This is a genomic window from Actinobacillus ureae ATCC 25976 (assembly GCF_000188255.1).
Taxonomy (GTDB): Bacteria; Pseudomonadota; Gammaproteobacteria; order Enterobacterales; family Pasteurellaceae; genus Actinobacillus; species Actinobacillus ureae.
Map to the genome: position 1 here is coordinate 1,611,138 of NZ_GL831080.1, position 22,064 is coordinate 1,633,201.

Below are 22,064 nucleotides of genomic sequence, written 5' to 3' on the forward strand. Positions count from 1 at the left end.
TAATGGAAAGTTTCTTTGGGCGATTGAAACGGAATGTTACTTTGGTAAGCGATTTGAAACTTTCGAACAACTTGAGAAAGTAATTCACGAGTACATTCATTATTACAACAATGAGCGTATTCAAGTGAAATTAAAAGGACTGAGCCCTGTACAATACAGAACTCGGTCCTTAAATTAAACAGTCTAACTTTTTGGGGGCAGATCATTATCGGCGGGCTTTTGCTTTAGGTTAAGTAAAATACCTATAAAAAAATCCCCACAACTTTCGTTAGGGGATTGAACCTAAATAAGGAAAAAAGTAATTATTACTTACTTTAACTTAACCAAGGAAATATCTATGAAAACAGTAAGGAATCTTTCGCATTAGCAATGGCGGTGAGAGGGGGATTCGAACCCCCGATACACTTTCGCATATACACGCTTTCCAGGCGTGCTCCTTCAACCACTCGGACATCTCACCGATTCACTAAAATGCACAAAAAAGTACATTTGAAAGATATAGGGAACTATACCGATTTTTCACACTCTAATCAAGTATTTTATTCATGAAATGAAATAATTGCCAATTCCGAATTATGCTTATTTTATACTTATTGCCCTACACCTAAACAATTTGGTGATTTAGGTACCATACCATTCGCTTCCGCCCATTCTTGTGGCGTAAAAAGGTGTAAAGCTAATGCATGTACGCCATTCTCCAATTCATACGCTAAGCAGTTATAAACCGCTCGATGACGAGCAACGACTCGTTGTGCAGCAAAGTTTTCCGATACTAATGTCACTTTAAAATGAGACTCTGCTCCACGACCGGAGCTGTGCATATAGCTTTCATTTTCAATTTGTAAGAATTGTGGTGAAAATTGTTCCGTTAATTTTTGCTGAATCGTTTGTTCAACCGACATTTTTATTCCTTATGAATTGCTAATTAGTATTTGATAATGGATAATTAAAAAACTTATTTGTAGGTAAATTGCCTAATAAATACCTTTATTTCATTATCCATTATCAAATAGCAATTATCAATTAAAAGGATTTCTTATGACATTATCTAAAAAAGCATTACTCCTCGTCACTACACTTACAACAGCGGTACTTGCTGGCTGCCAATCTCAATCAAGCGTGTTAAATTTCACTACGCCTAGTCCTACGGCAACATTTAACACTAACAACCAAACTGCTGCTGTGAGTGTGATGACACAAGATTTACGTACTTCTCGTGAAGTGGCAAGCTATACTAAAAACGGCCAAGTGACTCGTTTAACTTCAAGCTCGGAAGTTGGCTTAATGTTCCAACAAGCCATGCAACAAGACTTAAATGCAAAAGGCTTCCAATTGGTACAAGGGGCAGCGAATGCCAATGTTATCGTAAACGTTCGCAAATTCTTTGCTACGGTAGAACAAGGTAATTTATTGTATAAAGTGAATGCAGAAGTGGGTGTAGAAGTCACGGTACAAGGTACAAAAGGCAACTTTAGCAAAAACTTTAATGCAACACGTGGCTATGAAGGTGCGGCACTTACTACAGATAACGATGATATCAAAAAAGTACTCGGCCAAGCGTATGATGATGTGATCAAAGCAATCTACAACGATAACGAAATTGCTAACGCAATTCACCAATTTAAATAATTGATTTTATTCAAATAACAAGCGGTCGGATTTCACTATTTTTTGCAAAATCCGACCTCTGATTTTTTTATATTAGCACGATTCTCTCACAATGAGCGGGCAATCAATCGGCTGAACTTTATTGGTTTTTCGCCCTTCGATTAAGTGCAGTGCCGCTTGTTCTCCCATCTGGTAGTGAGGCAATTGCACTGTGGTGAGCGCTGGTAAAAACAAATGAGCCACTCCGACCATATTGTCATAGCCGACAACTGCAACATATTGCGAAATACGTAATCCACGCACGAGTAATAACTGATAGGCAAGCATTGCAATACGGTCATTTCCGCATACAATCACATCATAATCAAAATGCTAGGAATCAGAAGCTAAAATCTCTTTTAAGCGATCCGCACCTTCTAAATAATCATCGCTTTCATTCATAAAAAATTCGGTCGGTACATTTGCATTTTTTGTGAAAACCAGACTGCTTGAAAGCCCTTCTGACGTTCTTTGGCGGCAATTGCATTATGTGGAATATATAAACAAAGCGGTTTCTTATAACCTTTCTCTAGCAATAAATGCGTCACATCCGCTTGTCCTTGAAAATCATTTGGAATATAGCTCGCGACTTGCAAATCATCCGTTACGCAATTTGCCAGCACAATCGATAATGATGCTAAACGTTTTGGAATCTTTATTTTTTTTAGCCCGTGACGGGTAATGATAATGGCAGTCAGGCGATGAGAAAGCAATAACTCAACGGCTTCTTCAACATCTTGTTCATCATCTTCAAAGGTATTGATTACAAACGAATTCCAACCGTACTGACGTACGGTTTTTTCAATCGCAAGTAAAATTTCGACCGAAAATGGTGTTGTTGCGGTGCTAAACGATAAAACACCTATTGTATTTTCACTCACACCACGAATTTTCTGCGCAGCAATATTCGGAACATAATTTAATTGTTCAATTGCATCTTGTACTGCTTTACGTGTTTTTTCAGAAAGTTGTTCGGGGTTATTAATCGCTCTGGAAACCGTCATTAACGATACCCCAGCCAACCTTGCCACATCTTTTAGGGAAGCCATAAGAATCTTAATAATTAAAATAAATAAACAAAAAAGAGAAATTGGTAATTAAAATTGATTTATCGATCACTATTCACTTTACCCCGTATCTTTTAAAGGATCAATTCTCCCTAAAGAATTATTCAAAAATAACTGTGATCTTGCTCACAAATTTAAAATGTTAACGTTAACATTTTGCATATCAAATCAACAATAGAAGGTGTTTTATTATGCAAGCACAATCACAAAATAAAGCTTATTATAGGGGAAACCGTAATTATTTCGTATTCAGCGGTTACTTCTTTACCTATTTCTTTATTATGGCAACCTGCTATCCATTCTTAGGGATTTGGCTAGGTGACATAAACGGATTAACCGGTGAAGAACGAGGTATCGTATTCGCTGCAATGTCATTCTTTGCTCTCTGTTTCCAACCGATTTTCGGCTATGTGGCCGACAAACTCGGTGTCAAAAAACATATGCTTTGGGTAGTTGCGATTGCCCTTCTCTTCTATGCACCATTCTTTATTTATATCTTCGCTCCGATGCTTAAAACCAATATTTGGATGGGCGCTATCGTTGGCGGTATTTATATGGGATTCGTATTCTCCGGTGGTGCCGGCGCATCCGAAGCTTATGTAGAGCGTGTTAGTCGCCAAAGTAACTTTGAATACGGACGTGCACGTATGTTCGGTATGATGGGTTGGGGGATCTGTGCTTCGATTGCAGGGATTTTATATAGTAAAGATCCGGATTCCGTATTCTGGCTCGGTTCAGCCGGTGCTGTCGTATTACTCGTGTTAGTGGCACTTGCAAAACCGGAGCAAAATTCGACCGCTTCTGTAATGGCACAACTTGGGGCAAACACAAACCCGGTAAGCCTTAAACAAGCGTTCAAACTCTTTAAGCTTCCTCGCTTCTGGGCATTACTTGCCTATGTTGTCGGTGTTGCTTGTACCTATGATATTTTCGACCAACAATTCGGTAATTTCTTTAATACGTTCTTCGATTCTAAAGAAGAAGGGATTGAGATGTTCGGTTATGTAACCACCATGGGCGAATTTTTAAATGCGGCAATCATGTTCTTCGTACCACTTGTGATCAACCGTATGGGTGCAAAAATGCCTTATTAGTTGCCGGTTTTATTATGACGATTCGTATTATCGGTTCTTCATACGCAACGGAAGCATGGCACGTTGTAGTACTCAAAACCTTACATATGTTTGAAGTGCCCTTCTATCTTGTTGGCTTATTCAAATATATTGGTAACGTGTTCGAAGTTCACTTCTCTGCCACTATCTATATGGTCGCCTGCCAATTCATCAAATAAGTCGGTAATATGCTTGCCTCTTCTGTTGTTGGCAGTTGGTATGACAAATTCGGCTATCAAGATATTTACTTTATTTTAGGCTGTGTGGCATTAGGCTTTACTCTTTTCTCCATTTTCACCTTAACTGGCAAAATGAATATGCAAGAACGTTATCAATTACACAAACGCAATACCAGAGGCGCTTAACAAGCGGCCACAAAAAGCAAAGCTTTTTAAACGTTGGCTTTGCCAATAGCAGTAAATAAATGCCTCTCAAATTTTGCAAATAAGGAATTTACTATGAACAACATCATTCGCTTATCCAGCAACCAAAACGATCTGATTATTAATGCTTCAGATAATCCTCAAATTCTCTATTGGGGCGAAAAATTAGCACAATTTGAACCGACTAATGCTTGGCTCAGCTATTCAGGTGTAACAAACGGCGGTTTGGATATTGACGTGCCGGTTTCACTTGCAGCGGAAAACGGACGTGGCTATTTTGAGTTGTCTTCGGTTGAAGGCCATCGCAACGGTTTAGACTCAATGCCGGTGTTCAAATTAAGTAAAATTGAACAACAAAATGACCGCTTGATCATCCGCCAAATTGATGAAGTTGCCGGCTTGGAATTTAGCAGTGAGTTTGTATTAGATAAAACCACTTCTGTGCTTAAAACACGTAACATATTGCATAATTTAAAAGCAGGAACCTATAATGTTGAACGTCTTGCTGTGACACTTCCTCTTCCTGAATTTGCTGATGAAGTCTGTACATTTTATGGTCGTTGGGTACGAGAATTTCAACCGAATCGCCAAAATCTCAAACACGGTGGCTTTATTCAATAAAACCGTGCTGGCAGAACATCACACGAATACCCGCCGATTTTGATTGTCGGCGAAGAAGGCTACAAAGAACAAAAAGGCGATGTATGGGGCTTCCATTTGGCGTGGAGCGGAAATCACCGCATTCGTGCCGATATCGATATTCGAGGCAGACGTACCGTGCAATTAGAAGCGCTTTATTTCCGAGGCGAAATCGCATTAGCACAAAATGAAGAAATCGCCACACCTTGGGTTTATACAACCGCTTCGAATCAAGGCTTAAACGGTATGAGCCAGCAATTCCACCAATATGTGCGTGAAAATATTCTGCATTTCCCACAAGGTAAAACACGTCCGGTACACCTCAATATTTGGGAAGGCGTTTATTTTGATCACAAACCGGAACACATTATCGCCATGGCGAAAGCTGCCGCAGAAATGGGCGTAGAACGTTTTATTATTGATGACGGTTGGTTTATTGGACGTGATGATGATTTCGGCGGTTTGGGCGACTGGTATTTAGACGAGCGCAAATATCCAAACGGTTTAACACCGGTGGTTAAAGCGGTAAAAGATCTCGGTATGCAATTCGGGATTTGGGTTGAGTTAGAAATGATCAACAAACCGACTAAACTTTACCAACAACACCCTGATTGGTTATTAGCGGTTGAGGGTTACGATCAACCTGCTGAACGTAACCAATTTGTGCTCGACCTTTGCAATCCGGAAGTTTTCGATTATTTAGTGGAACGAATGGATTGGTTACTCGGCAATCACAATATTGACTATGTAAAATGGGATATGAACCGCCGTATCGTACAAGGCGATCACCAAGGCAAAGCCGCGGTAACCAAACAAACCGAAGCCTTCTATCGCTTGTGCGATGTGCTTTGTGAAAAATATCCGAATGTTGAATTTGAAACTTGCTCTTCCGGCGGCGGTCGTATCGATTACGAGGTATTAAAACGTTCACAACGTTTTTGGACATTAGATGATAACGATGCGCTCGAACGCCAAACAATCCAACTTGGTTTTAGTTACTTCTATCCACCTGAAATTATGGGGGCGCATATTGGCGGCTTCCATTGCCACACCACATACCGTAAATTAGATGCGAATTTCCGTGGTTTAACTGCGCTATTCGGTCATATGGGCGTGGAATTAGATCCGGTAAAAGAAGGTGAGGAAGAACGTAAAAATTTTGCTAAATATATTGCGTTACATAAATCCTTACGAGAACTATTACATAGCGGCACGGCATTCCGTCTAGACTGCCAAGATCCGGATTGTTTAGTTAACGGTGTTGTAGCACAAGACAGCTCACAAGCGGTGGTTTTAATCAGCCAACTTGCAATGCTCGATTACTTGCGTCAGGAATCACTCCGTGTTCCGTATCTCAAAGAAGGTAATTATCAAGTAGAAATTCTAGATTTACCACGTAACTTTGCCGAAGGAAAATTCGGTCACTTGATGAAACAATTACCGGAATGGATGGTAAAAGCATTAAACGGCGAAAAAGTTATCATTAATAGCGAGTGGTTGGCAAAAGTCGGTTTAGGCTTACCAATTATTGACCCTGCTTCCGCAATGCTATTGAAATTTACCCGTATCGCTTAAACATTATAAACAAGCGGTTAAATTCTCTGAGTTTTTTGCAAAAATTTCAGAGAATGTAACCGTTTGTTATTTAATCAACGAAATTATCGAATAAGAATATGCGCTTTATTATCATCAATATAAGGTAGTTTCACATCATCTCCTTTGGTTTCAATCGTTTTTAATACCCAAAGATAGCCATAAGAAAATGGAGGAAAATCATATTTCTCTAAGGTGACCTTTTTACTATCAAATTGGGTATAAAATTTTGTCTGCTTTAAATTATTTATAACATGTGGAACATAATATCGAAATTGTTCTGGTGTTAATAGGCCTCTTTTTACCGTTCCGTACTTATCTGATTCTTTTGGAGTAACATCTATATAGGATGGGATATACCCTTTTGTATTAATTTGATCATATATTTTCTGTATACCGGAACGCTCGATTTCAATTTCGGCATTTACAATATCAATTACTGAATAAAAATAGACATCAGGGTTCTTAGCCATAAGTAGCCATTTATCAACATAAGAACAGCTGCTGCAAAGTACGATAGTAAATAACAAGAGTTTTCTTAGTATATAACTTACAATTTAAAAAGATTAATTTAAGATTTGTGACGCCTATCATATTAAATTTTTTAGGGAAATATCCTAAGTATTTTTCGCTAAAAGGTTTATATACGAAGGAGAGGATAGAGGATATGAAAGAGAGCTAAGGAAAAATGATTATAATAATAAGAAGAAAGTTATGGAAACAAGCGGTTAAATTCTCTGAGTTTTTTGCAAACTTTTCAGGAAATTTAACCGCTTGTATTATCTCACTATCCCAGCAGTAACTGCGTTAGGCTAAATGAGAAGCTTCGATTAAACGTTGCGTGTAAGCATGTTTGGGTTGTTCAAAAATTTGCTGTGCGCTGCCGTTTTCCACTATTTCACCTTTACTCATTACGATTACTTTGTCACTTAGCGCTCGAACTACCGCAAGATCATGGCTGATAAATAGATAACTTAAACCATATTTTTGTTGTAAACGATTAAGTAATTCGATTACGGTTAACTGTGTAGAACGATCCAGTGCGGAAGTCGGTTCGTCTAATAACACGAATTTAGGTTCTAAAATAATTGCACGAGCAATGGCGATGCGTTGTCGCTGTCCCCCCGAAAACTCATGAGGATAACGATTGATCATCGCAGGGCTTAAATTCACCTCTTCTAACATTTTTTGTACTTTTTCTCTGCGTTCCGCTTTCGTCATCTGCGGATAATGAACCGCTAACCCTTCTCCGATAATTTCACCTACTGTTAAGCGTGGAGAAAGAGAATTAAACGGATCTTGGAACACCATTTGCATATTTCGTTTTAAAGATTGGCGATCACTTTTTGATAAGGCAGAAATCGCTTGACCATCAAATTCAACTTTGCCCTGATAGTCCAGAATTTGCATGATTGCTCGCCCTAATGTAGATTTTCCCGATCCGGATTCACCGACAATGCCAAGCGTTTCTCCCATATTTAGCTGGAACGAAATATCTTTTACCGCATTAAACACTTTCTTCGGTTTTCCCCAAAAAGAACGCTGTAGTACATAATCGACTTCGATATTTTTTGCATTAATCAACAATTTCGCCGGTTCACTTTGCGTACTTTTGAAATGGCTCGGAATAGGCGTTAAAAGCTCCATCGTATAAGGGTGCTTTGGTTGTGTAAATACAGCTGCGGTTTTACCACGCTCCACAATTTCGCCGGATTTCATTACACAAACGTCATCACTGTATTTTTGCACTAAACGCAGGTCGTGCGAAACGAGGATAATCGCCATGCCCATTTCAGCTTGTAATTCCAGCATTAAATCTAAAATTTCCGCCTGTGTCGTAACATCCAATGCGGTAGTCGGCTCATCGGCAATCAATAAATCCGGTTTATTAATGATTGCCATCGCAATCATAATGCGTTGTAGCTGCCCACCGGAAAACTCATGCGGGTAACACTTTAATTTCTTTTCCGCATTTGGAATTTTTACTTTCTGTAATGCCGCTAAGGTCAACGCTTCCGCCTCTTGTTTGGTCATATTAGGTGTATGTGTCGTCACTGCTTCTGCAACTTGTTCGCCAATCGGCATATAGGGATTTAAAGAGGTCATCGGCTCTTGGAAAATCATCCCGATACGATCGCCTCGTATTGCTTCCATTTCGGTTTCCGTAAGCGTCAAAATATCCTTATCTTCAAATATAATTTGGGAATGTTTGCCATATTGCACTATATTTTTCGGCAATAATTGCATAATTGACATCGAAGTGACTGATTTACCGGAACCGGACTCACCGACAATGGCAAGAGTCTGCCCTTTTTCCAGCGAAAAAGACACGGAACGCACCGTATGTGAAAAACGATCTTCCGCTTTTAAATATACGTCTAAATTTTTAACTTCTAATAATTTCATCCTTCACTCCTGTTTTTATTTATCTTTTGGATCTAATGCATCACGCAGACCATCGCCAATAAAATTGAAACAAAATAACGTTAAGCAAAGAAAAAAAGCCGGAAATCCGAGCAACCAAGGAGAAGTTTCCATCTGAGCGGCTCCATCGCTTAGTAACGAGCCCCAACTGCTCATTGGTTCTTGAGTACCCAGCCCTAAGAAACTTAAAAATGATTCGAATAAAATCAGTGAAGGCACTTCCAGCGAAGCGTACACCACCACTAAGCCAAGTACATTCGGAATAATGTGACGCCAAATAATCTGACGGCGAGAAACACCACACACAATTGCCGCTTCAATAAATTCTTTATTTTTAAGTGCTAATGTTTGCCCTCGTACGATACGAGCTAGCCCTAGCCAAGCAATCATACCGATTGCGACAAAAATTAAGAAAATATTTTGCCCAAATAAAGTCACCAATAAAATGACAAAGAACATAAACGGAAATGAGCTTAAAATTTCAAGAAAGCGCATCATTACGCTATCTACTTTGCCGCCTACATAACCTGAAATAGCGCCGTAAATAGTACCAATAATTACAGCCACCAAAGCGCCGGCAATGCCGACCATCAACGATATTCTACCGCCCATAGCGACACGCACCATCAGATCTCGCCCTGAAGCGTCTGTACCAAAATAATGCAAGGATTCAAAATCCGGTGCGGCACTCATCATATTCCAATCAGTATCCTCGTAACTAAACGGCATTAACATCGGCACAAAAGTGATAAATAATACGATTAACAACAACATAAATAAGCTGGCAACTGCCGCTTTATTACGAAAAAAACGACGACGGGCATCTTGCCATAAGCTGCGTCCTTCCAACACCATTGCTGTATTAGCTGAAGCGAGATTTTCCGAAAAGTTTTGGTTTTTATCTATTTGCATATTTCCTTCCTAGCTATAACGAATTTTCGGGTCAATCACAGCATATAAAATATCTACGATCGCATTAAATAAAATAGTTAACGTGCCAACCAATACGGTTAAGCTCAACACTAAAGAATAGTCTCGATTTAAAGCACCGTTGACAAATAGCTGGCCTAATCCCGGTAAGCCAAAGACACTTTCAATTACCATTGAGCCGGTGATAATACCGACAAAAGCAGGAGCAAGATAAGTAATAACAGGTATTAATGCAGGTTTTAAGGCGTGTTTAAAAATGATTTTCCGCATTGGCACACCTTTGGCTTTTGCCGTACGAATATAATTTGAATGGAGAATTTCTATCATTGAACCACGAGTAATACGGGCAAGTCCGGCAACATAACCAATGGTAAGAGAAAGTACAGGTAACACCATATAATAGAGTTGACCGCCGTTCCAGCCACCTGCCGGAAGCCATTTTAAGTGAATCGCAAAAAATAAAACCAGCAGCGGCGCAAATACGAAACTCGGCATAATTACCCCGGTCATGGCAAATCCCATCACGATGTAATCCCATTTACTATTTTGCTTTAATGCCGCTACAATACCGGCAGTTAAACCGATAATTACTGCAAAAATAAATGCGACTACACCTAATTTAATTGAAACGGGAAAAGCTGAGGCAATTAAATCATTAACCGATTGATCTTTATATTTAAAAGAAGGGCCAAAATCGCCATGGGCAAGATTATCCATATAGATAAAATATTGTTTATAAAGCGGTTCATTAAGATGATATTTCGCTTCAATATTTGCCATCACTTCAGGCGGGTAAGCTTTTTCAGAGGTAAACGGACTCCCCGGAGCAAGCCGCATAAGAAAGAATGAGAAGGTAATTAGAATGAAAAGTGTTGGAATGGCTTCCAATATGCGCCTAATAATAAATTTCAGCATTAGCAATCCTCCCTTTTAATTAAGAATAGCTAATTAATAACTGAAATAGTACATTTTGTAAATACAGATGAAGCACAAATAAACAACAAGCGGTCAAATTTTCCGAAAAAATTGCAAAAAATTGGTGAAATTCGACCGCCTGTCTAAATTTAATCAAGCTTAGCGATACCTAAATGTGCATAAGTTCGGCTGGTAGCAATACGTCCTCGCGGCGTTCGTTGCAAAAAGCCCTGCTGAATCAAATAAGGTTCAAGTACGTCTTCAATCGTATCTCGCTCCTCACCAATTGCTGCAGCTAAGTTATCTAAACCGACCGGACCTCCGTCAAAACGTTCGACAATCGCTTGCAGTAATTTGATGTCCATAAAGTCAAAGCCTTCGGAATCCACATCAAGCATCGCCAACGCTTGTTTGGCGATATCGGAAGTAATCACACCATTATTACGCACATCGGCATAATCTCGCACACGACGTAATAAACGGTTAGCAATTCGAGGTGTACCTCGTGAACGGCGAGCCACTTCATAAGCACCGTCCGGTGATAAATTTAAGTTTAAGCAATCAGCACTACGTTTTACGATTGAAGTTAAATCATCTACCGAGTAAAACTCTAAACGTTGCACAATACCAAAACGGTCACGTAATGGAGAAGTCAGTGAACCGGCACGAGTGGTTGCTCCCACTAAGGTAAACGGCGGTAAATCCAGCTTAATCGAACGTGCTGCCGGCCCTTCGCCGATCATAATATCCAACTGATAATCTTCCATTGCCGGATAAAGCACTTCTTCAATTGCCGGTGATAAGCGGTGGATCTCATCAATAAATAATACGTCATAAGGCTCTAAATTGGTCAACATTGCCGCTAGATCACCGGCTTTCTCCAGTACCGGCCCGGAAGTCGTGCGAATATTAACGCCCATTTCGTTGGCAACAATATTAGCTAAGGTGGTTTTACCCAACCCCGGCGGACCGAAAATCAATAAGTGATCTAACGCCTCATCACGCAATTTTGCTGCTTTAATAAAAATCTCCATCTGCTCTCGTACAGACGGCTGACCGACATAATCCGCCAATAATTTAGGGCGAATTGCACGATCGATGACTTCTTCCTCACGCTTCGGCGAGGCACTAATTATTCTATCTGCTTCAATCATTTAAGGTATTTTTACTTTTTAAAGAGAGGCTTTTAATGCTTCACGAATTAATTGTTCGCTGGTCGCACCCGCTTTATTCACTTTCTTAATCATTTTATCGGCATCAGCAAGTTTATAGCCTAACGCTACTAAAGCATCTTGGGCTTCATCTGCCGGATCATGCGAATGTGTTGCAACAATCATTTCAACCGAATGCTCTTCAAAGAAATCGCTTTGTGCCACTCCTTTAAATTTGCCTTTAAGCTCCACTAATAAACGCTCGGCAGTTTTACGCCCAATGCTCGGAATTTTAGTTAATTTGGCAAGTTCTTCATTTTCAACCGCATTCGCAAATTGTGAAACCGACATCGCCGATAAAATCGCAAGTGCTAATTTAGGCCCTACTCCGTTGGTTTTAATCAATTCACGAAATAAAGTTCTGTCTTGCTTTTGTGCAAAACCAAATAATAAATGCGCATCTTCACGTACCACTAAATGCGTAAAAATAGTAGCTTCTTCACCTACTTGTGGCAAGCTGTAAAAGCTCGTCATCGGCAATAGCACTTCATATCCGACACCTTGAACATCAATTACCATTTCAGGCGGTTGTTTTTCAATAATTTTACCGTGTAATCTTCCGATCATTGATTTTATTCCAAGCTAAAAAATTTGCCTTAGCATAACAGAAAACTGTATAGAATAACAGGCCGACAAGCGGTCTATTTCGGCTAATTTTTTGCAAAAAAATAGCCCGCTAATCAGCGAGCCATTTTTAATCAAATTAAATTACGCTTTTTTTCTTACCACTAATTGGCTTAAAAATACCAATGTTAATGAGAAAATAATCATAATCGTTGCTAATGCATTGACTTCCGGCGTCACCCCCGTTTTCACCAGCGAGAAGATTTTTAACGGTAATACTTCATAGCTTGGGCTGGTAACGAATGATGAAACCACTACGTCATCTAACGAAATGGTAAAGCTTAATAACCAACCGGAAATAATCGATGGTAATGCCAGCGGTAAAATAATTTTACGTAAAATCGTTACTTCACTTGCGCCTAAATCCTTCGCAGCTTCCAGCATCTTACCGTCAAAATCGCTTAAACGCGACGAAATGGTAATTACGACATAAGGCAAACAGAAAGTAATATGCGCAATTAATAACGAAATAAAACCAAGTTGCACACCTAAAATCATAAATAGCACTAATAGTGAAACAGCCATTACGATATCCGGTGACATCATGACGATAAACAGCAAACCGCCGACCATTTGCTTACCACGGAATTTATAGCGGTATAGCGCAATCGAAGTTAACGCACCTAAAATAGTTGAAAACGTTGCGGCAAAAAATGCAATCGTCAATGAATTCATAGTTGCGTGAACCAACGTATCGTTTGCAAATAAACGCTCATACCAGTTACAACTGAACCCTTTCCATTGTAAACCGTAACGGTCTGCATTAAATGAGTTTACTACCAAAATAATAATCGGAATATAAAGGTAGGCAAACACCACGAACATAAAAAAGTTTCTTAATGTCTTTTTCATTATTCAAGTTCCACCTTTTTATTTAATAATTTATTGGCACGGTAATAAACATATAACATTAATGCCATTAACACGGTAAGCGCAATACTTACTGCCGAACCTAATGCGAACTGGTTGGTATTTAAGAATAAGCTCTTAATAATGTTACCGATTAATGGTGTTTTACCGCCTCCTAATAAGTCGGCAACATAGAACATTCCCATTGCTGGTAATAATACTAATAAACAACCTGCTACAATCCCCGGCATTGTTAGCGGAATGGTTACTCGTACAAAACGTTGGAACGCATTCGCACCTAAATCTTTTGCCGCTTCTAATAAACGACCGTCAATTTTCTCAATTGAAGAATAAAGCGGTAAAATCATAAACGGTAACAAGATATACACTAAACCGATAATAATCGCCAATTCAGAGTTTAATAAACGAAGCGGCTCGTCAATTAAGCCGATTGCCAATAATGCTTCGTTTAATACGCCCTTCACACCTAAGAAAATTTTAATGCCGTAGATACGAATCAGTGAGTTTGTCCAAAATGGCAATACGACTAAAAACAGTAAAATCGGACGCAATTTCACCGGCATCTTCGCAATAATAAATGCAAATGGATAACCGATAATTAAACAGAAAAACGTTGCAATCGCAGACATTTTAAATGAGTTCCACAATACCGTTGCATAAGTATCATTGAACAGCTGTTTATATGCATCCAGACTAAATACGAAATCAACAAAGTATGCACTTTGGCGATTTTCAGTAAGAAAACTGATTAACAGAACCAATAAGTTCGGTACAAGTACAAAAAGTAACAACCAACCGAAGATAACTGAAACTGTTCCAGCTTGGAATTTGTTACTAGCAATCTTCATTATTGAGTACAACCTCCCAGCCTTCGTGCCATGTTAATGCCACTTTTTGACCAACTTCGTGATCGATATTCGGATCGTCTTCATTGAAGAATTCGCTTACTAATACATTCATGCCGTTATGATCTAACTGTACGCTTGACTCTAGTGTCATACCTTTATAGTTACGATCGATAATATGACCGATAATCGCTTTTGAGCTTTCGTCTTCATCTAATTCTTCAATAACGATATCTTCCGGACGTAAAAGTACTTTGAGTTGTTGATTTGGCGTCACATCCATATCTTCAACTTTAATATTACAAATACGGCCTTCTACATTCGCTTTAACATTGCGAGCATCTACACGTTCAATCACGGTTGCATCAAATACGTTGATTTCACCGATAAAACGAGCTACGAATAAATTGCTCGGCTCTTCATAGATTTCACGAGGCGTACCGTCTTGCGCAATTTTACCGCCGTTCATTACGATAATACGATCAGACATCGTTAACGCTTCTTCTTGATCGTGTGTAACGAAAATAAAGGTAATACCTAATTGGCGTTGTAATGCTTTTAACTCATTCTGCATTTCTTTACGCAGTTTATAGTCAAGCGCAGAAAGTGATTCATCAAGTAACAATACTTTCGGCTTATTCACTACCGCCCGTGCGATGGCAATACGTTGTTGCTGACCACCTGAAAGCTGAGCCGGTTTTTGCTCCGCACGATCTTCCAAACGCACCATACGTAATGCTTCCATTACACGAGGTTTGATTTGCTCATTCGGCACTTTTTGCATACGTAAACCGAAAGCAACGTTTTCAAAAATCGTCATATGCGGGAATAACGCATAGCTTTGGAAAACCGTATTTACAGGGCGTTGTTCAGCAGGAACGTTAGATACATCTTGACCATCAAGAATAATTGAACCTTCAGTCAAGTCTTCAAAACCTGCGATTAAACGTAATGCTGTTGTTTTACCACAGCCTGAAGGACCTAAAATAGTTAAAAATCCCCCATCATTAATGGTTAAATTTAAATCTTTAAGAATCGTTTTGCTACCATAGCTTTTAGTAACATTGCGTAGTTCGATGATTGGTTTTTGTTCTAACTTTTCCATCTACTTTTGTATTCCCCCTAGGGCATAAAATTAAAATGCAAAATCTGAATTATTTTCAGGGCGAGTGTGCGTAACTATACGCTAAAAACTAACTGTTAATGATATAGCGAACAGCTCAATTTTAAAAGCAAAAATTTGATTTTTAAGGAATTTATTTTGGACAAAAACCGTTTAACAAGCGGTCAAATTTTAAAATTTTTTTACAAATGGTTGCTTCGGAAAATTTCGCTAAATATTGTGGTTTCAATTTATCAGCTCACAGGTTTAACTAACGCACAAAACACTGCCTTATTGCTAATAATTTTCTTACTGCCCGTTAGATACTCGTCTACTGATTTAATAAAATTTTAAAGAAATTCGACCGCTTGTTGTCTTTCGGCTAGAATATCGCAGTTTAAAAAGTGGCTGAAAATAAAGTAAATAAAAAGTAGATAAAATGAAATTAAATGATCAACAACAACAAGCGGTAGAATATGTAAAAGGGGCTTGCCTTGTGTTAGCCGGTGCCGGCTCGGGCAAAACACGTGTCATCATTAATAAAATCACCCATCTGATAGCTCATTGCGGTTACTCGCCAAAACAAATCGCCGCGGTAACCTTTACCAACAAAGCGGCTCGTGAAATGCGTGAGCGTGTTGCCCATTCTATCGGTAAAGAAAACAGCAAAGGGCTAACCATTTCAACCTTTCACACTCTCGGTTTTGAAATTTTAAAACGTGAATACAAATTACTGGGTTTCAAATCCGGTATGACGTTGTTTGATGAACACGATCAACTCGCATTACTCAAACATTTGTTACCAGAAAATGTGGCGGAAGATAAAGATTTACTCAAAGCATTGATTTCCACCATTTCCAACTGGAAAAACGATCTGCTTTCACCCGAAATGGTATTAACACGTTTGCGAGATGAGCGTGAACGCGTATTTTCGCATTTTTATCAGCTCTACCAAAATCAGTTAAAAGCTTACAATGCGCTTGATTTTGACGATTTGATTATGCTACCGGTATTGCTGTTCCGCCAATTTCCGGAAGCGAAAACCCGTTGGCAGCAGAAAGTCCGTTATCTATTGGTGGATGAATACCAAGATACCAATACTAGCCAATATGAGCTGATCAAATTATTGGTGGGCAATGAGGCAAATTTCACGGTTGTAGGTGATGATGACCAATCGATCTATTCGTGGCGTGGCGCAAAGCCGGAAAATATGCAACGTTTGCGTGAAGATTTTGATTTGAAAGTGATTAAACTGGAGCAAAATTACCGTTCCAGCCAACGCATTTTGCACTGTGCTAATATCTTGATTGATAACAACGATCATATTTTCCAAAAACGCTTATTTTCGAATTTAGGCGAAGGCGAAAAATTAAATGTTATCGAAGCAAAAAATGAAGAACACGAAGCGGAACGTATTGTTGGGGAATTAATCGCCCATCGTTTTTCCAACAAAACCAAATACAAAGATTATGCGATTTTATATCGTGGTAATCATCAGTCTCGCTTGCTGGAAAAATTGCTGATGCAAAACCGTATCCCCTATAAAATTTCCGGGGGAACGTCATTTTTCGCCCGTGCCGAAATTAAAGATATGATGGCTTACTTGCGTTTAGTAGTGAATCAAGACGATGATGCGGCATTTTTGCGTATTGTTAATACACCAAAACGGGAAATCGGTGCGGTAACGCTGGAAAAATTGGGCTTACTTGCCAATGAGAAACAGGTCAGCTTGTTTGAAGCGATTTTCGATTTTGAATTGATTCAACGTCTGACACCCAAGCCCTATCAAGCACTGCAAGATTTTGCCCGTTGGATTGTCGAAATTGCCGATCAAGCAGAACGTTCTGATCCGATTGAAGCGGTAAAAGATTTATTGGCAAAAATTCAATACGAAGCCTATTTGTATGAAACGGCTACTTCGCCGAAAGCGGCTGAAATGCAAAGCCGTAACGTGCAAACGTTGTTTGAATGGGTGCAAGGTATACTGGAAGGCGATGAAATCGAAGAGCCGATGACGTTGGTGCAAGTGGTGAACCGCCTGACGTTGCGTGATATGTTAGAACGTGGTGAAGACGATGATGAAGCGGACCAAGTGCAATTAATGACGCTGCATGCTTCAAAAGGCTTGGAATTTCCGCACGTTTTCTTAGTCGGTATGGAAGAAGGCATTTTGCCGCATCAAACCAGTCTGGATGAGGATAATGTCGAGGAAGAACGCCGTCTTGCTTACGTAGGCATTACTCGAGCGCAACAAACGCTAACCTTTTCACTCTGTAAAGAACGCCGCCAGTACGGTGAAATTATCAAACCGGAGCCAAGCCGCTTCTTACTTGAATTACCACAAGACGATTTAGTTTGGGAAAGTGAAAAACCGAAAATGACCGAAGAACAGAAAGTCGAAAAAACCTCAGCCAATATCGCCAACCTAATGGCAATGCTAAAGGCGAATAAAAAGTAAGATTTACCTCAAATAACAAGCGGCGTAATTTTGCTAATTCTGCAAAAATTGCACCGTTTTTCTGTACTGCACGAATATTCCATTTTCTTATACTACCCCATATAACCGCTGATGATTCTGCCTAATTTGTGTTCGAATTATATTCTCTGGCTCAGCTCTTAATTTCGCTAATTGCGCCAATATTGCTTGTAATTGCTGTGAAATACTCGCATTTTCTAAACTTTCATGTTGCCACGGGCTGTCAGTTTCAATCAGCAAACGATCAATCGGTAAATTTTTGGCAATTTTTTGAGTTTTCGGATTCCATAAAATATCCGGTGTAACACTAGCGAAATAAGGGGTACGAAGAAAACATTCAAGCGAATCATCATCGGTTTTAAACCAATGGAAATGAGCGTGTTGAATTTGGTATTTTTCCAGCAAATCCAGCATTATCGCCACATCATCATGCACGATATGCAAATTTAGCGGTAAATTTAACCGCTTGCTTAACGCAACAAATTGTTCCAATAAGGCAAGATAGGACCGATAATCTAGCTTAGGATTCTGCCTTTTTAGATAATGCGGTAATCCTACTTCACCGATAGCGGTCAAATTCGCTCGATTTTTTACAATCCAATCAAATAACGCTTGTTGCTGTTTATCATCAATTAATAGCTGTTCAGGATGAAATCCTGCTGCAATTTGGATTTTCGGAAATTTTTGTTTTAATGCTAATAACGTTTCCACACTCGCCAAATCGGTACTGACCGCCAATACGCCTTGCAGTAAAGGATCGCTAACTATCTGTTCTATTTGGCTTGCTTCAAGTTGGTCTAAATGAATATGGCTATCGAACATTCCGCAGCTCCCTTTCCCACTACTTATAAATAATAAAAAAGTGGTGTAATTTTGCAAAATTTTTACAAAATCACACCGCTTGTTATCGCTTAATTATAAGCCTGCGCCTGCACGTAATGCTTCCGCTTTATCTGTTTGTTCCCATGGGAAGTGTTCACGACCAAAGTGACCATAAGCTGCTGTTTCACGGTAGATTGGACGGATTAAATCTAACATTTTGATTAAACCGTACGGACGTAAATCAAAGTTTTGATAGATTAATTTCACTAACGTTTCATTTGAAACTTTACCCGTACCGAAAGTCTCCACCATGATTGATGTCGGATCCGCCACACCGATTGCATAAGAAAGTTGGATTTCACAACGATCAGCTAAACCTGCCGCTACGATATTTTTCGCCACATAACGTGCTGCATATGCTGCTGAACGGTCAACTTTCGACGGGTCCTTACCGGAGAACGCACCGCCACCGTGACGAGCTGCACCACCGTAAGTATCTACGATAATTTTACGACCGGTTAAACCACAGTCACCCATCGGGCCGCCAATCACGAAACGACCGGTCGGGTTAATGAAGTATTTAGTGTTTTGGCTTAACCATTCGCTTGGTAATACCGGCTTGATGATTTCTTCCATCACACCTTCCACTAAATCTTTTTGTGAAACGTGTTCAGCGTGTTGGGTTGAAAGTACCACCGCATCAATCCCTACGATTTTGTTATTTTCATAAGCGAACGTTAATTGACTTTTCGCATCCGGACGTAACCAGTCTAATTTGCCAGATTTACGTACTTTCGTTTGTTGTTCCATTAAACGATGAGCGTATGTAATCGGTGCCGGCATTAATACATCGGTTTCATTGGTTGCATAACCGAACATAATACCTTGGTCGCCTGCGCCTTGCTCTAACGGATCCGCACGGTCAACACCTTGGTTAATATCCGGAGATTGTTTACCAATCGCATTTAATACTGCACAAGAATGCGCATCAAAGCCCATATCCGAATGAGTATAGCCAATGTCGCAGATCACTTGACGGGTTAAGTTTTCGATATCCACCCATGCAGAAGTGGTGATTTCACCGCCGACTAACGCCATACCGGTTTTTACATAAGTTTCACACGCCACACGCGCTTTCGGGTCTTGTTTTAAAATTTCATCTAACACCGCATCCGAGATTTGGTCTGCAATTTTATCCGGATGTCCTTCTGATACTGATTCTGAAGTAAATAAATTAATCGCCATTGTTATTACCTTTAATTCGTTGATTTATAACATTGTATACACTAGACAAGCGGTCGAATTTTGCAAAAATCTTACAAATTTCGACCGCTCGTACCGAATTCTAATTAGCCGTTTTTCCGTCTAGACGGCTATAATAGACTTTTTTAGATGAGTGTCAAACCATTTGGCAATATTTATAATTTTGATCAGGTCTTCATATAACTCATCCGAAAAAAAATGCTACTCGCTTTAGTCGAGTAGCATTAAGTTTCAACTATTTTTTAGCCATTAAGATTTTTTAGGTTCTTGAAGTTTTGCTATAGGCTGTGTAGGTTTCTGCATTTCAACTTTTTCAAATTGAATATCATACTTCCCTTTTACTCTCGGAATTAATTCAATTAATTCTACAATCGCTTTTTCAGCTGTTTGTCTAGCTTCTTCCGGTAAAGAACTTCCATTCATAATATCATGTTCTATTTGAGTACGTTGCTTAGCCTTTAAATCAGAAAATGTTTTAATATCCCAATCTTTTGTAAAGATTCTTGCCGTTTCATCATAAACTTTAAGTGAATTATCATTAATGTCATGAGCAATAAATTTTACATTCCCTAAACCGGAAATCATAATTTTATTACCGCTAATATCCACTTTAATATTATCCAATTCAACGCCTAGAACTGCCATACCCTCATAATACACAATTAAACGAGCATAGTTAAAAGGAATAAAATCGGTTTCTTTATTTTTCTCGATCATCAGAATATCTTTATAGTGATATTTTAATGTCGTAAGTTCCTTAACATGCTTCACTCTTTCGCTGATTAATGTTGAAGTGATAACAGGCTGAGAATCCTTATGATAAAAAGCGTAACCGAAATAGGCAATTGCTGCAAAAATCCCTAAAATAATAAGTTTACGAATAAGATCTGCCGAACCATTTGCAATACCGACCATTTTTTCTATATTTGATAGAAATCCACCGGACTCCGATTTTCGAGATTCTTCCGATTTATTAGAAGGTTCTTTTCCTGATTTCTGATTATTTTTTGCTTCAGTTTCGTGTTTTGTAATATTTATTTCCTGAGCTTCGGGTTGCTGTTCAACCTCTTCCGAACCTGTAGAATCAAAAAGCTGCTGTAATTTCTCTTGTGCTTGTTGAGTATGTTCTTTTGTCACGGAATCTGAAACTTTTGCTAAAACGGCAAGAATCCCAGCGAGATCATCCGAATAACCGACAGCCGGAGTAACATCTGGAACAAGATCAATCGCTAAAAATAAGCATTTTATCCATTATCGGTGTATTACTATCCGTTCCCGAATAAAAAAGAACAAGTGCTTTTTCTATAAGATCTCTCCCTATAGAAATTAAGTTATCCTTAATTTTATCCCAAAACTGATTTTCCGAGTAATTATCTTTTGTATTTTAGATAATCATTAACATCTAACATAAGAAACAACTCCAATTAGGTAAGAAAATTTAATTAAATAATGAAATTGGTAAAATCAGTGTCCAAAATACAATCAATTAAGAAAGCAAATGGATAACATAAAATCTTGATTGGATTTAATGTTAAATTAACTGAATCTTCAATCAAAACTGGAACCACAAATAATCTGAATGTTACAAAGTAAATGATAAGAATCATAAGTGTAATCAACGTTTTTAATACAATCATTTGGTATGTTGCCATTAAAGATTGTTGTGTAATATCAGAAACAATTTCTCTCTCAGAGCTACCGAATAAATTGTTTAAAGTACGTGTAACAAAGTTACTGTTTCGTAATTCTTTACTTACTTCTCTCTGTATTTCATTCTCAATATGTCACAAATTTCTTAAAACTACGTAACTTAATAAACAAGAGATAATCGGGTATCAATTTAATTTGTTTATAGGTTGTTTTGAGTAAGGATTCTGCGCAAAGTATACAAATTAAGAGAATGGCAAACTTCCTCGAAATGAATAAAGAAATGAAATAGGATGATATAAAAATACCGACATTTATTAAAATACCGATAACCGTACTTTTTATTAACTGAGATAATCCGCTATGAATTTGTGTTTGTGCAGTTTTACTACCTTCAGAAATTCCTTGAGAAACTTGGCTTGAAACAATAGCTTTCAATACTGATGCTGATACAACTACAGCAGCTGCTATAATAGGTAACATAAATTTTGGGG

General features: G+C 38.8%; 19 protein-coding genes, 1 tRNA gene and 3 pseudogenes. 6 read left to right on the forward strand and 17 right to left on the reverse strand.

Annotated elements, in window-relative coordinates; translation table 11 throughout:
• Positions 1-178, forward strand: a pseudogene (locus HMPREF0027_RS11785) (IS3 family transposase); the annotation flags it as partial.
• 192 nt (positions 179-370) lie between these two features.
• On the opposite strand, the gene HMPREF0027_RS07520 reads toward HMPREF0027_RS11785, so the two are convergent.
• Positions 371-460: transfer RNA gene (locus HMPREF0027_RS07520), tRNA-Ser, on the reverse strand.
• Between the two features lie 130 nt (positions 461-590).
• The gene (locus HMPREF0027_RS07525) at positions 591-902 is read right to left on the reverse strand and encodes a BolA family protein (protein WP_005623751.1); all 312 of its coding nucleotides are present in this window, start codon (positions 900-902) and stop codon (positions 591-593) included.
• Between the two features lie 136 nt (positions 903-1,038).
• Between HMPREF0027_RS07525 and HMPREF0027_RS07530 the strand changes: the two genes are divergently transcribed.
• A complete protein-coding gene (locus HMPREF0027_RS07530) occupies positions 1,039-1,629 on the forward strand; it encodes a YajG family lipoprotein (protein WP_005623753.1) in 591 nt (196 codons plus the stop codon).
• A gap of 72 nt (positions 1,630-1,701) precedes the next feature.
• On the opposite strand, the gene HMPREF0027_RS12940 is transcribed toward HMPREF0027_RS07530, so the two are convergent.
• Together HMPREF0027_RS12940 and HMPREF0027_RS12945 are read right to left on the reverse strand one after the other, a co-directional pair.
• On the reverse strand, positions 1,702-1,965 hold the full coding sequence (locus tag HMPREF0027_RS12940; RefSeq protein WP_005623756.1) for a substrate-binding domain-containing protein: 264 nt from the start codon (positions 1,963-1,965) through the stop codon (positions 1,702-1,704).
• An 80-nt stretch (positions 1,966-2,045) separates the two neighbouring features.
• A complete protein-coding gene (locus HMPREF0027_RS12945; protein WP_005623758.1) occupies positions 2,046-2,696 on the reverse strand; it encodes a LacI family DNA-binding transcriptional regulator in 651 nt (216 codons plus the stop codon).
• Between the two features lie 209 nt (positions 2,697-2,905).
• Here HMPREF0027_RS12945 and HMPREF0027_RS07540 point away from each other — a divergent pair.
• The 3 genes and pseudogenes from HMPREF0027_RS07540 to HMPREF0027_RS12680 all read left to right on the forward strand — a co-directional run bounded on the left by HMPREF0027_RS07540 (position 2,906) and on the right by HMPREF0027_RS12680 (position 6,423).
• Positions 2,906-4,191: pseudogene (locus HMPREF0027_RS07540) on the forward strand (oligosaccharide MFS transporter).
• A 93-nt stretch (positions 4,192-4,284) separates the two neighbouring features.
• A pseudogene (locus HMPREF0027_RS12675) lies at positions 4,285-4,974 on the forward strand (glycoside hydrolase family 36 N-terminal domain-containing protein); the annotation flags it as partial.
• A 12-nt stretch (positions 4,975-4,986) separates the two neighbouring features.
• A complete protein-coding gene (locus HMPREF0027_RS12680) occupies positions 4,987-6,423 on the forward strand; it encodes an alpha-galactosidase (protein WP_276324228.1) in 1,437 nt (478 codons plus the stop codon).
• A gap of 83 nt (positions 6,424-6,506) precedes the next feature.
• Here HMPREF0027_RS12680 and HMPREF0027_RS07550 read toward each other — a convergent pair whose 3' ends face one another.
• The 9 genes from HMPREF0027_RS07550 to potA form a co-directional block, all read right to left on the reverse strand.
• Complete coding sequence (locus HMPREF0027_RS07550) at positions 6,507-6,914, reverse strand: hypothetical protein (protein ID WP_005623771.1); 408 nt, start codon at positions 6,912-6,914, stop codon at positions 6,507-6,509.
• A gap of 334 nt (positions 6,915-7,248) precedes the next feature.
• On the reverse strand, positions 7,249-8,847 hold the full coding sequence (locus tag HMPREF0027_RS07555) for an ABC transporter ATP-binding protein (protein WP_005623775.1): 1,599 nt from the start codon (positions 8,845-8,847) through the stop codon (positions 7,249-7,251).
• A 15-nt stretch (positions 8,848-8,862) separates the two neighbouring features.
• Positions 8,863-9,777 carry an oligopeptide ABC transporter permease OppC gene (oppC, locus tag HMPREF0027_RS07560; RefSeq protein ID WP_005623778.1) on the reverse strand — a complete coding sequence of 305 codons (915 nt, stop codon included), beginning with the start codon at positions 9,775-9,777 and terminating at the stop codon, positions 8,863-8,865.
• A 9-nt stretch (positions 9,778-9,786) separates the two neighbouring features.
• Positions 9,787-10,710, reverse strand: coding sequence for an oligopeptide ABC transporter permease OppB (gene oppB / locus HMPREF0027_RS07565; RefSeq protein ID WP_005623781.1), 924 nt, complete (start codon positions 10,708-10,710; stop codon positions 9,787-9,789).
• A 149-nt stretch (positions 10,711-10,859) separates the two neighbouring features.
• A complete protein-coding gene (ruvB, locus tag HMPREF0027_RS07570; RefSeq protein WP_005600359.1) occupies positions 10,860-11,864 on the reverse strand; it encodes a Holliday junction branch migration DNA helicase RuvB in 1,005 nt (334 codons plus the stop codon).
• 18 nt (positions 11,865-11,882) lie between these two features.
• Positions 11,883-12,488 carry a Holliday junction branch migration protein RuvA gene (gene ruvA / locus HMPREF0027_RS07575; RefSeq protein WP_005623788.1) on the reverse strand — a complete coding sequence of 202 codons (606 nt, stop codon included), beginning with the start codon at positions 12,486-12,488 and terminating at the stop codon, positions 11,883-11,885.
• 141 nt (positions 12,489-12,629) lie between these two features.
• On the reverse strand, positions 12,630-13,397 hold the full coding sequence (gene potC, locus HMPREF0027_RS07580) for a spermidine/putrescine ABC transporter permease PotC (protein WP_005623790.1): 768 nt from the start codon (positions 13,395-13,397) through the stop codon (positions 12,630-12,632).
• Complete coding sequence (gene potB / locus HMPREF0027_RS07585) at positions 13,397-14,263, reverse strand: spermidine/putrescine ABC transporter permease PotB (protein WP_005623792.1); 867 nt, start codon at positions 14,261-14,263, stop codon at positions 13,397-13,399. The genes potC and potB overlap by 1 nt, the downstream gene beginning before the upstream one ends.
• The gene (gene potA / locus HMPREF0027_RS07590; protein WP_005623794.1) at positions 14,250-15,365 is read right to left on the reverse strand and encodes a spermidine/putrescine ABC transporter ATP-binding protein PotA; all 1,116 of its coding nucleotides are present in this window, start codon (positions 15,363-15,365) and stop codon (positions 14,250-14,252) included. The genes potB and potA overlap by 14 nt, the downstream gene beginning before the upstream one ends.
• 436 nt (positions 15,366-15,801) lie before the next feature.
• Here potA and rep point away from each other — a divergent pair, with 436 nt between their 5' ends.
• Positions 15,802-17,820 (forward strand): DNA helicase Rep, encoded by a 2,019-nt coding sequence (rep, locus tag HMPREF0027_RS07595; protein ID WP_005623796.1) that lies wholly within the window; start codon positions 15,802-15,804, stop codon positions 17,818-17,820.
• Between the two features lie 87 nt (positions 17,821-17,907).
• On the opposite strand, the gene HMPREF0027_RS07600 is transcribed toward rep, so the two are convergent.
• The 4 genes from HMPREF0027_RS07600 to HMPREF0027_RS12120 form a co-directional block, all read right to left on the reverse strand.
• Entirely contained in the window at positions 17,908-18,660 is a 753-nt protein-coding gene (locus HMPREF0027_RS07600) for a TatD family hydrolase (RefSeq protein WP_005623798.1), read from the reverse strand.
• Positions 18,661-18,753: 93 nt separating this feature from the next.
• Entirely contained in the window at positions 18,754-19,905 is a 1,152-nt protein-coding gene (metK, locus tag HMPREF0027_RS07605; RefSeq protein WP_005623800.1) for a methionine adenosyltransferase, read from the reverse strand.
• A 267-nt stretch (positions 19,906-20,172) separates the two neighbouring features.
• A complete protein-coding gene (locus HMPREF0027_RS07610) occupies positions 20,173-21,060 on the reverse strand; it encodes a DUF4230 domain-containing protein (RefSeq protein WP_005623802.1) in 888 nt (295 codons plus the stop codon).
• Positions 21,061-21,699: 639 nt separating this feature from the next.
• On the reverse strand, positions 21,700-22,064 hold a 365-nt coding region (locus HMPREF0027_RS12120; RefSeq protein ID WP_005623804.1), incomplete at its 5' end, for a hypothetical protein.

Bases quoted from the DNA above. Each gene is read 5' to 3' on its own strand.
- HMPREF0027_RS07525 (WP_005623751.1), bottom strand. From the start codon at position 902: ATGTCGGTTGAACAAACGATTCAGCAAAAATTAACGGAACAATTTTCA.
- HMPREF0027_RS07530 (WP_005623753.1), top strand. From the start codon at position 1,039: ATGACATTATCTAAAAAAGCATTACTCCTCGTCACTACACTTACAACA.
- HMPREF0027_RS12945 (WP_005623758.1), bottom strand. From the start codon at position 2,696: ATGGCTTCCCTAAAAGATGTGGCAAGGTTGGCTGGGGTATCGTTAATG.
- HMPREF0027_RS07550 (WP_005623771.1), bottom strand. From the start codon at position 6,914: ATGGCTAAGAACCCTGATGTCTATTTTTATTCAGTAATTGATATTGTA.
- HMPREF0027_RS07555 (WP_005623775.1), bottom strand. From the start codon at position 8,847: ATGAAATTATTAGAAGTTAAAAATTTAGACGTATATTTAAAAGCGGAA.
- oppC (WP_005623778.1), bottom strand. From the start codon at position 9,777: ATGCAAATAGATAAAAACCAAAACTTTTCGGAAAATCTCGCTTCAGCT.
- oppB (WP_005623781.1), bottom strand. From the start codon at position 10,710: ATGCTGAAATTTATTATTAGGCGCATATTGGAAGCCATTCCAACACTT.
- ruvB (WP_005600359.1), bottom strand. From the start codon at position 11,864: ATGATTGAAGCAGATAGAATAATTAGTGCCTCGCCGAAGCGTGAGGAA.
- ruvA (WP_005623788.1), bottom strand. From the start codon at position 12,488: ATGATCGGAAGATTACACGGTAAAATTATTGAAAAACAACCGCCTGAA.
- potC (WP_005623790.1), bottom strand. From the start codon at position 13,397: ATGAAAAAGACATTAAGAAACTTTTTTATGTTCGTGGTGTTTGCCTAC.
- potB (WP_005623792.1), bottom strand. From the start codon at position 14,263: ATGAAGATTGCTAGTAACAAATTCCAAGCTGGAACAGTTTCAGTTATC.
- potA (WP_005623794.1), bottom strand. From the start codon at position 15,365: ATGGAAAAGTTAGAACAAAAACCAATCATCGAACTACGCAATGTTACT.
- rep (WP_005623796.1), top strand. From the start codon at position 15,802: ATGAAATTAAATGATCAACAACAACAAGCGGTAGAATATGTAAAAGGG.
- HMPREF0027_RS07600 (WP_005623798.1), bottom strand. From the start codon at position 18,660: ATGTTCGATAGCCATATTCATTTAGACCAACTTGAAGCAAGCCAAATA.
- metK (WP_005623800.1), bottom strand. From the start codon at position 19,905: ATGGCGATTAATTTATTTACTTCAGAATCAGTATCAGAAGGACATCCG.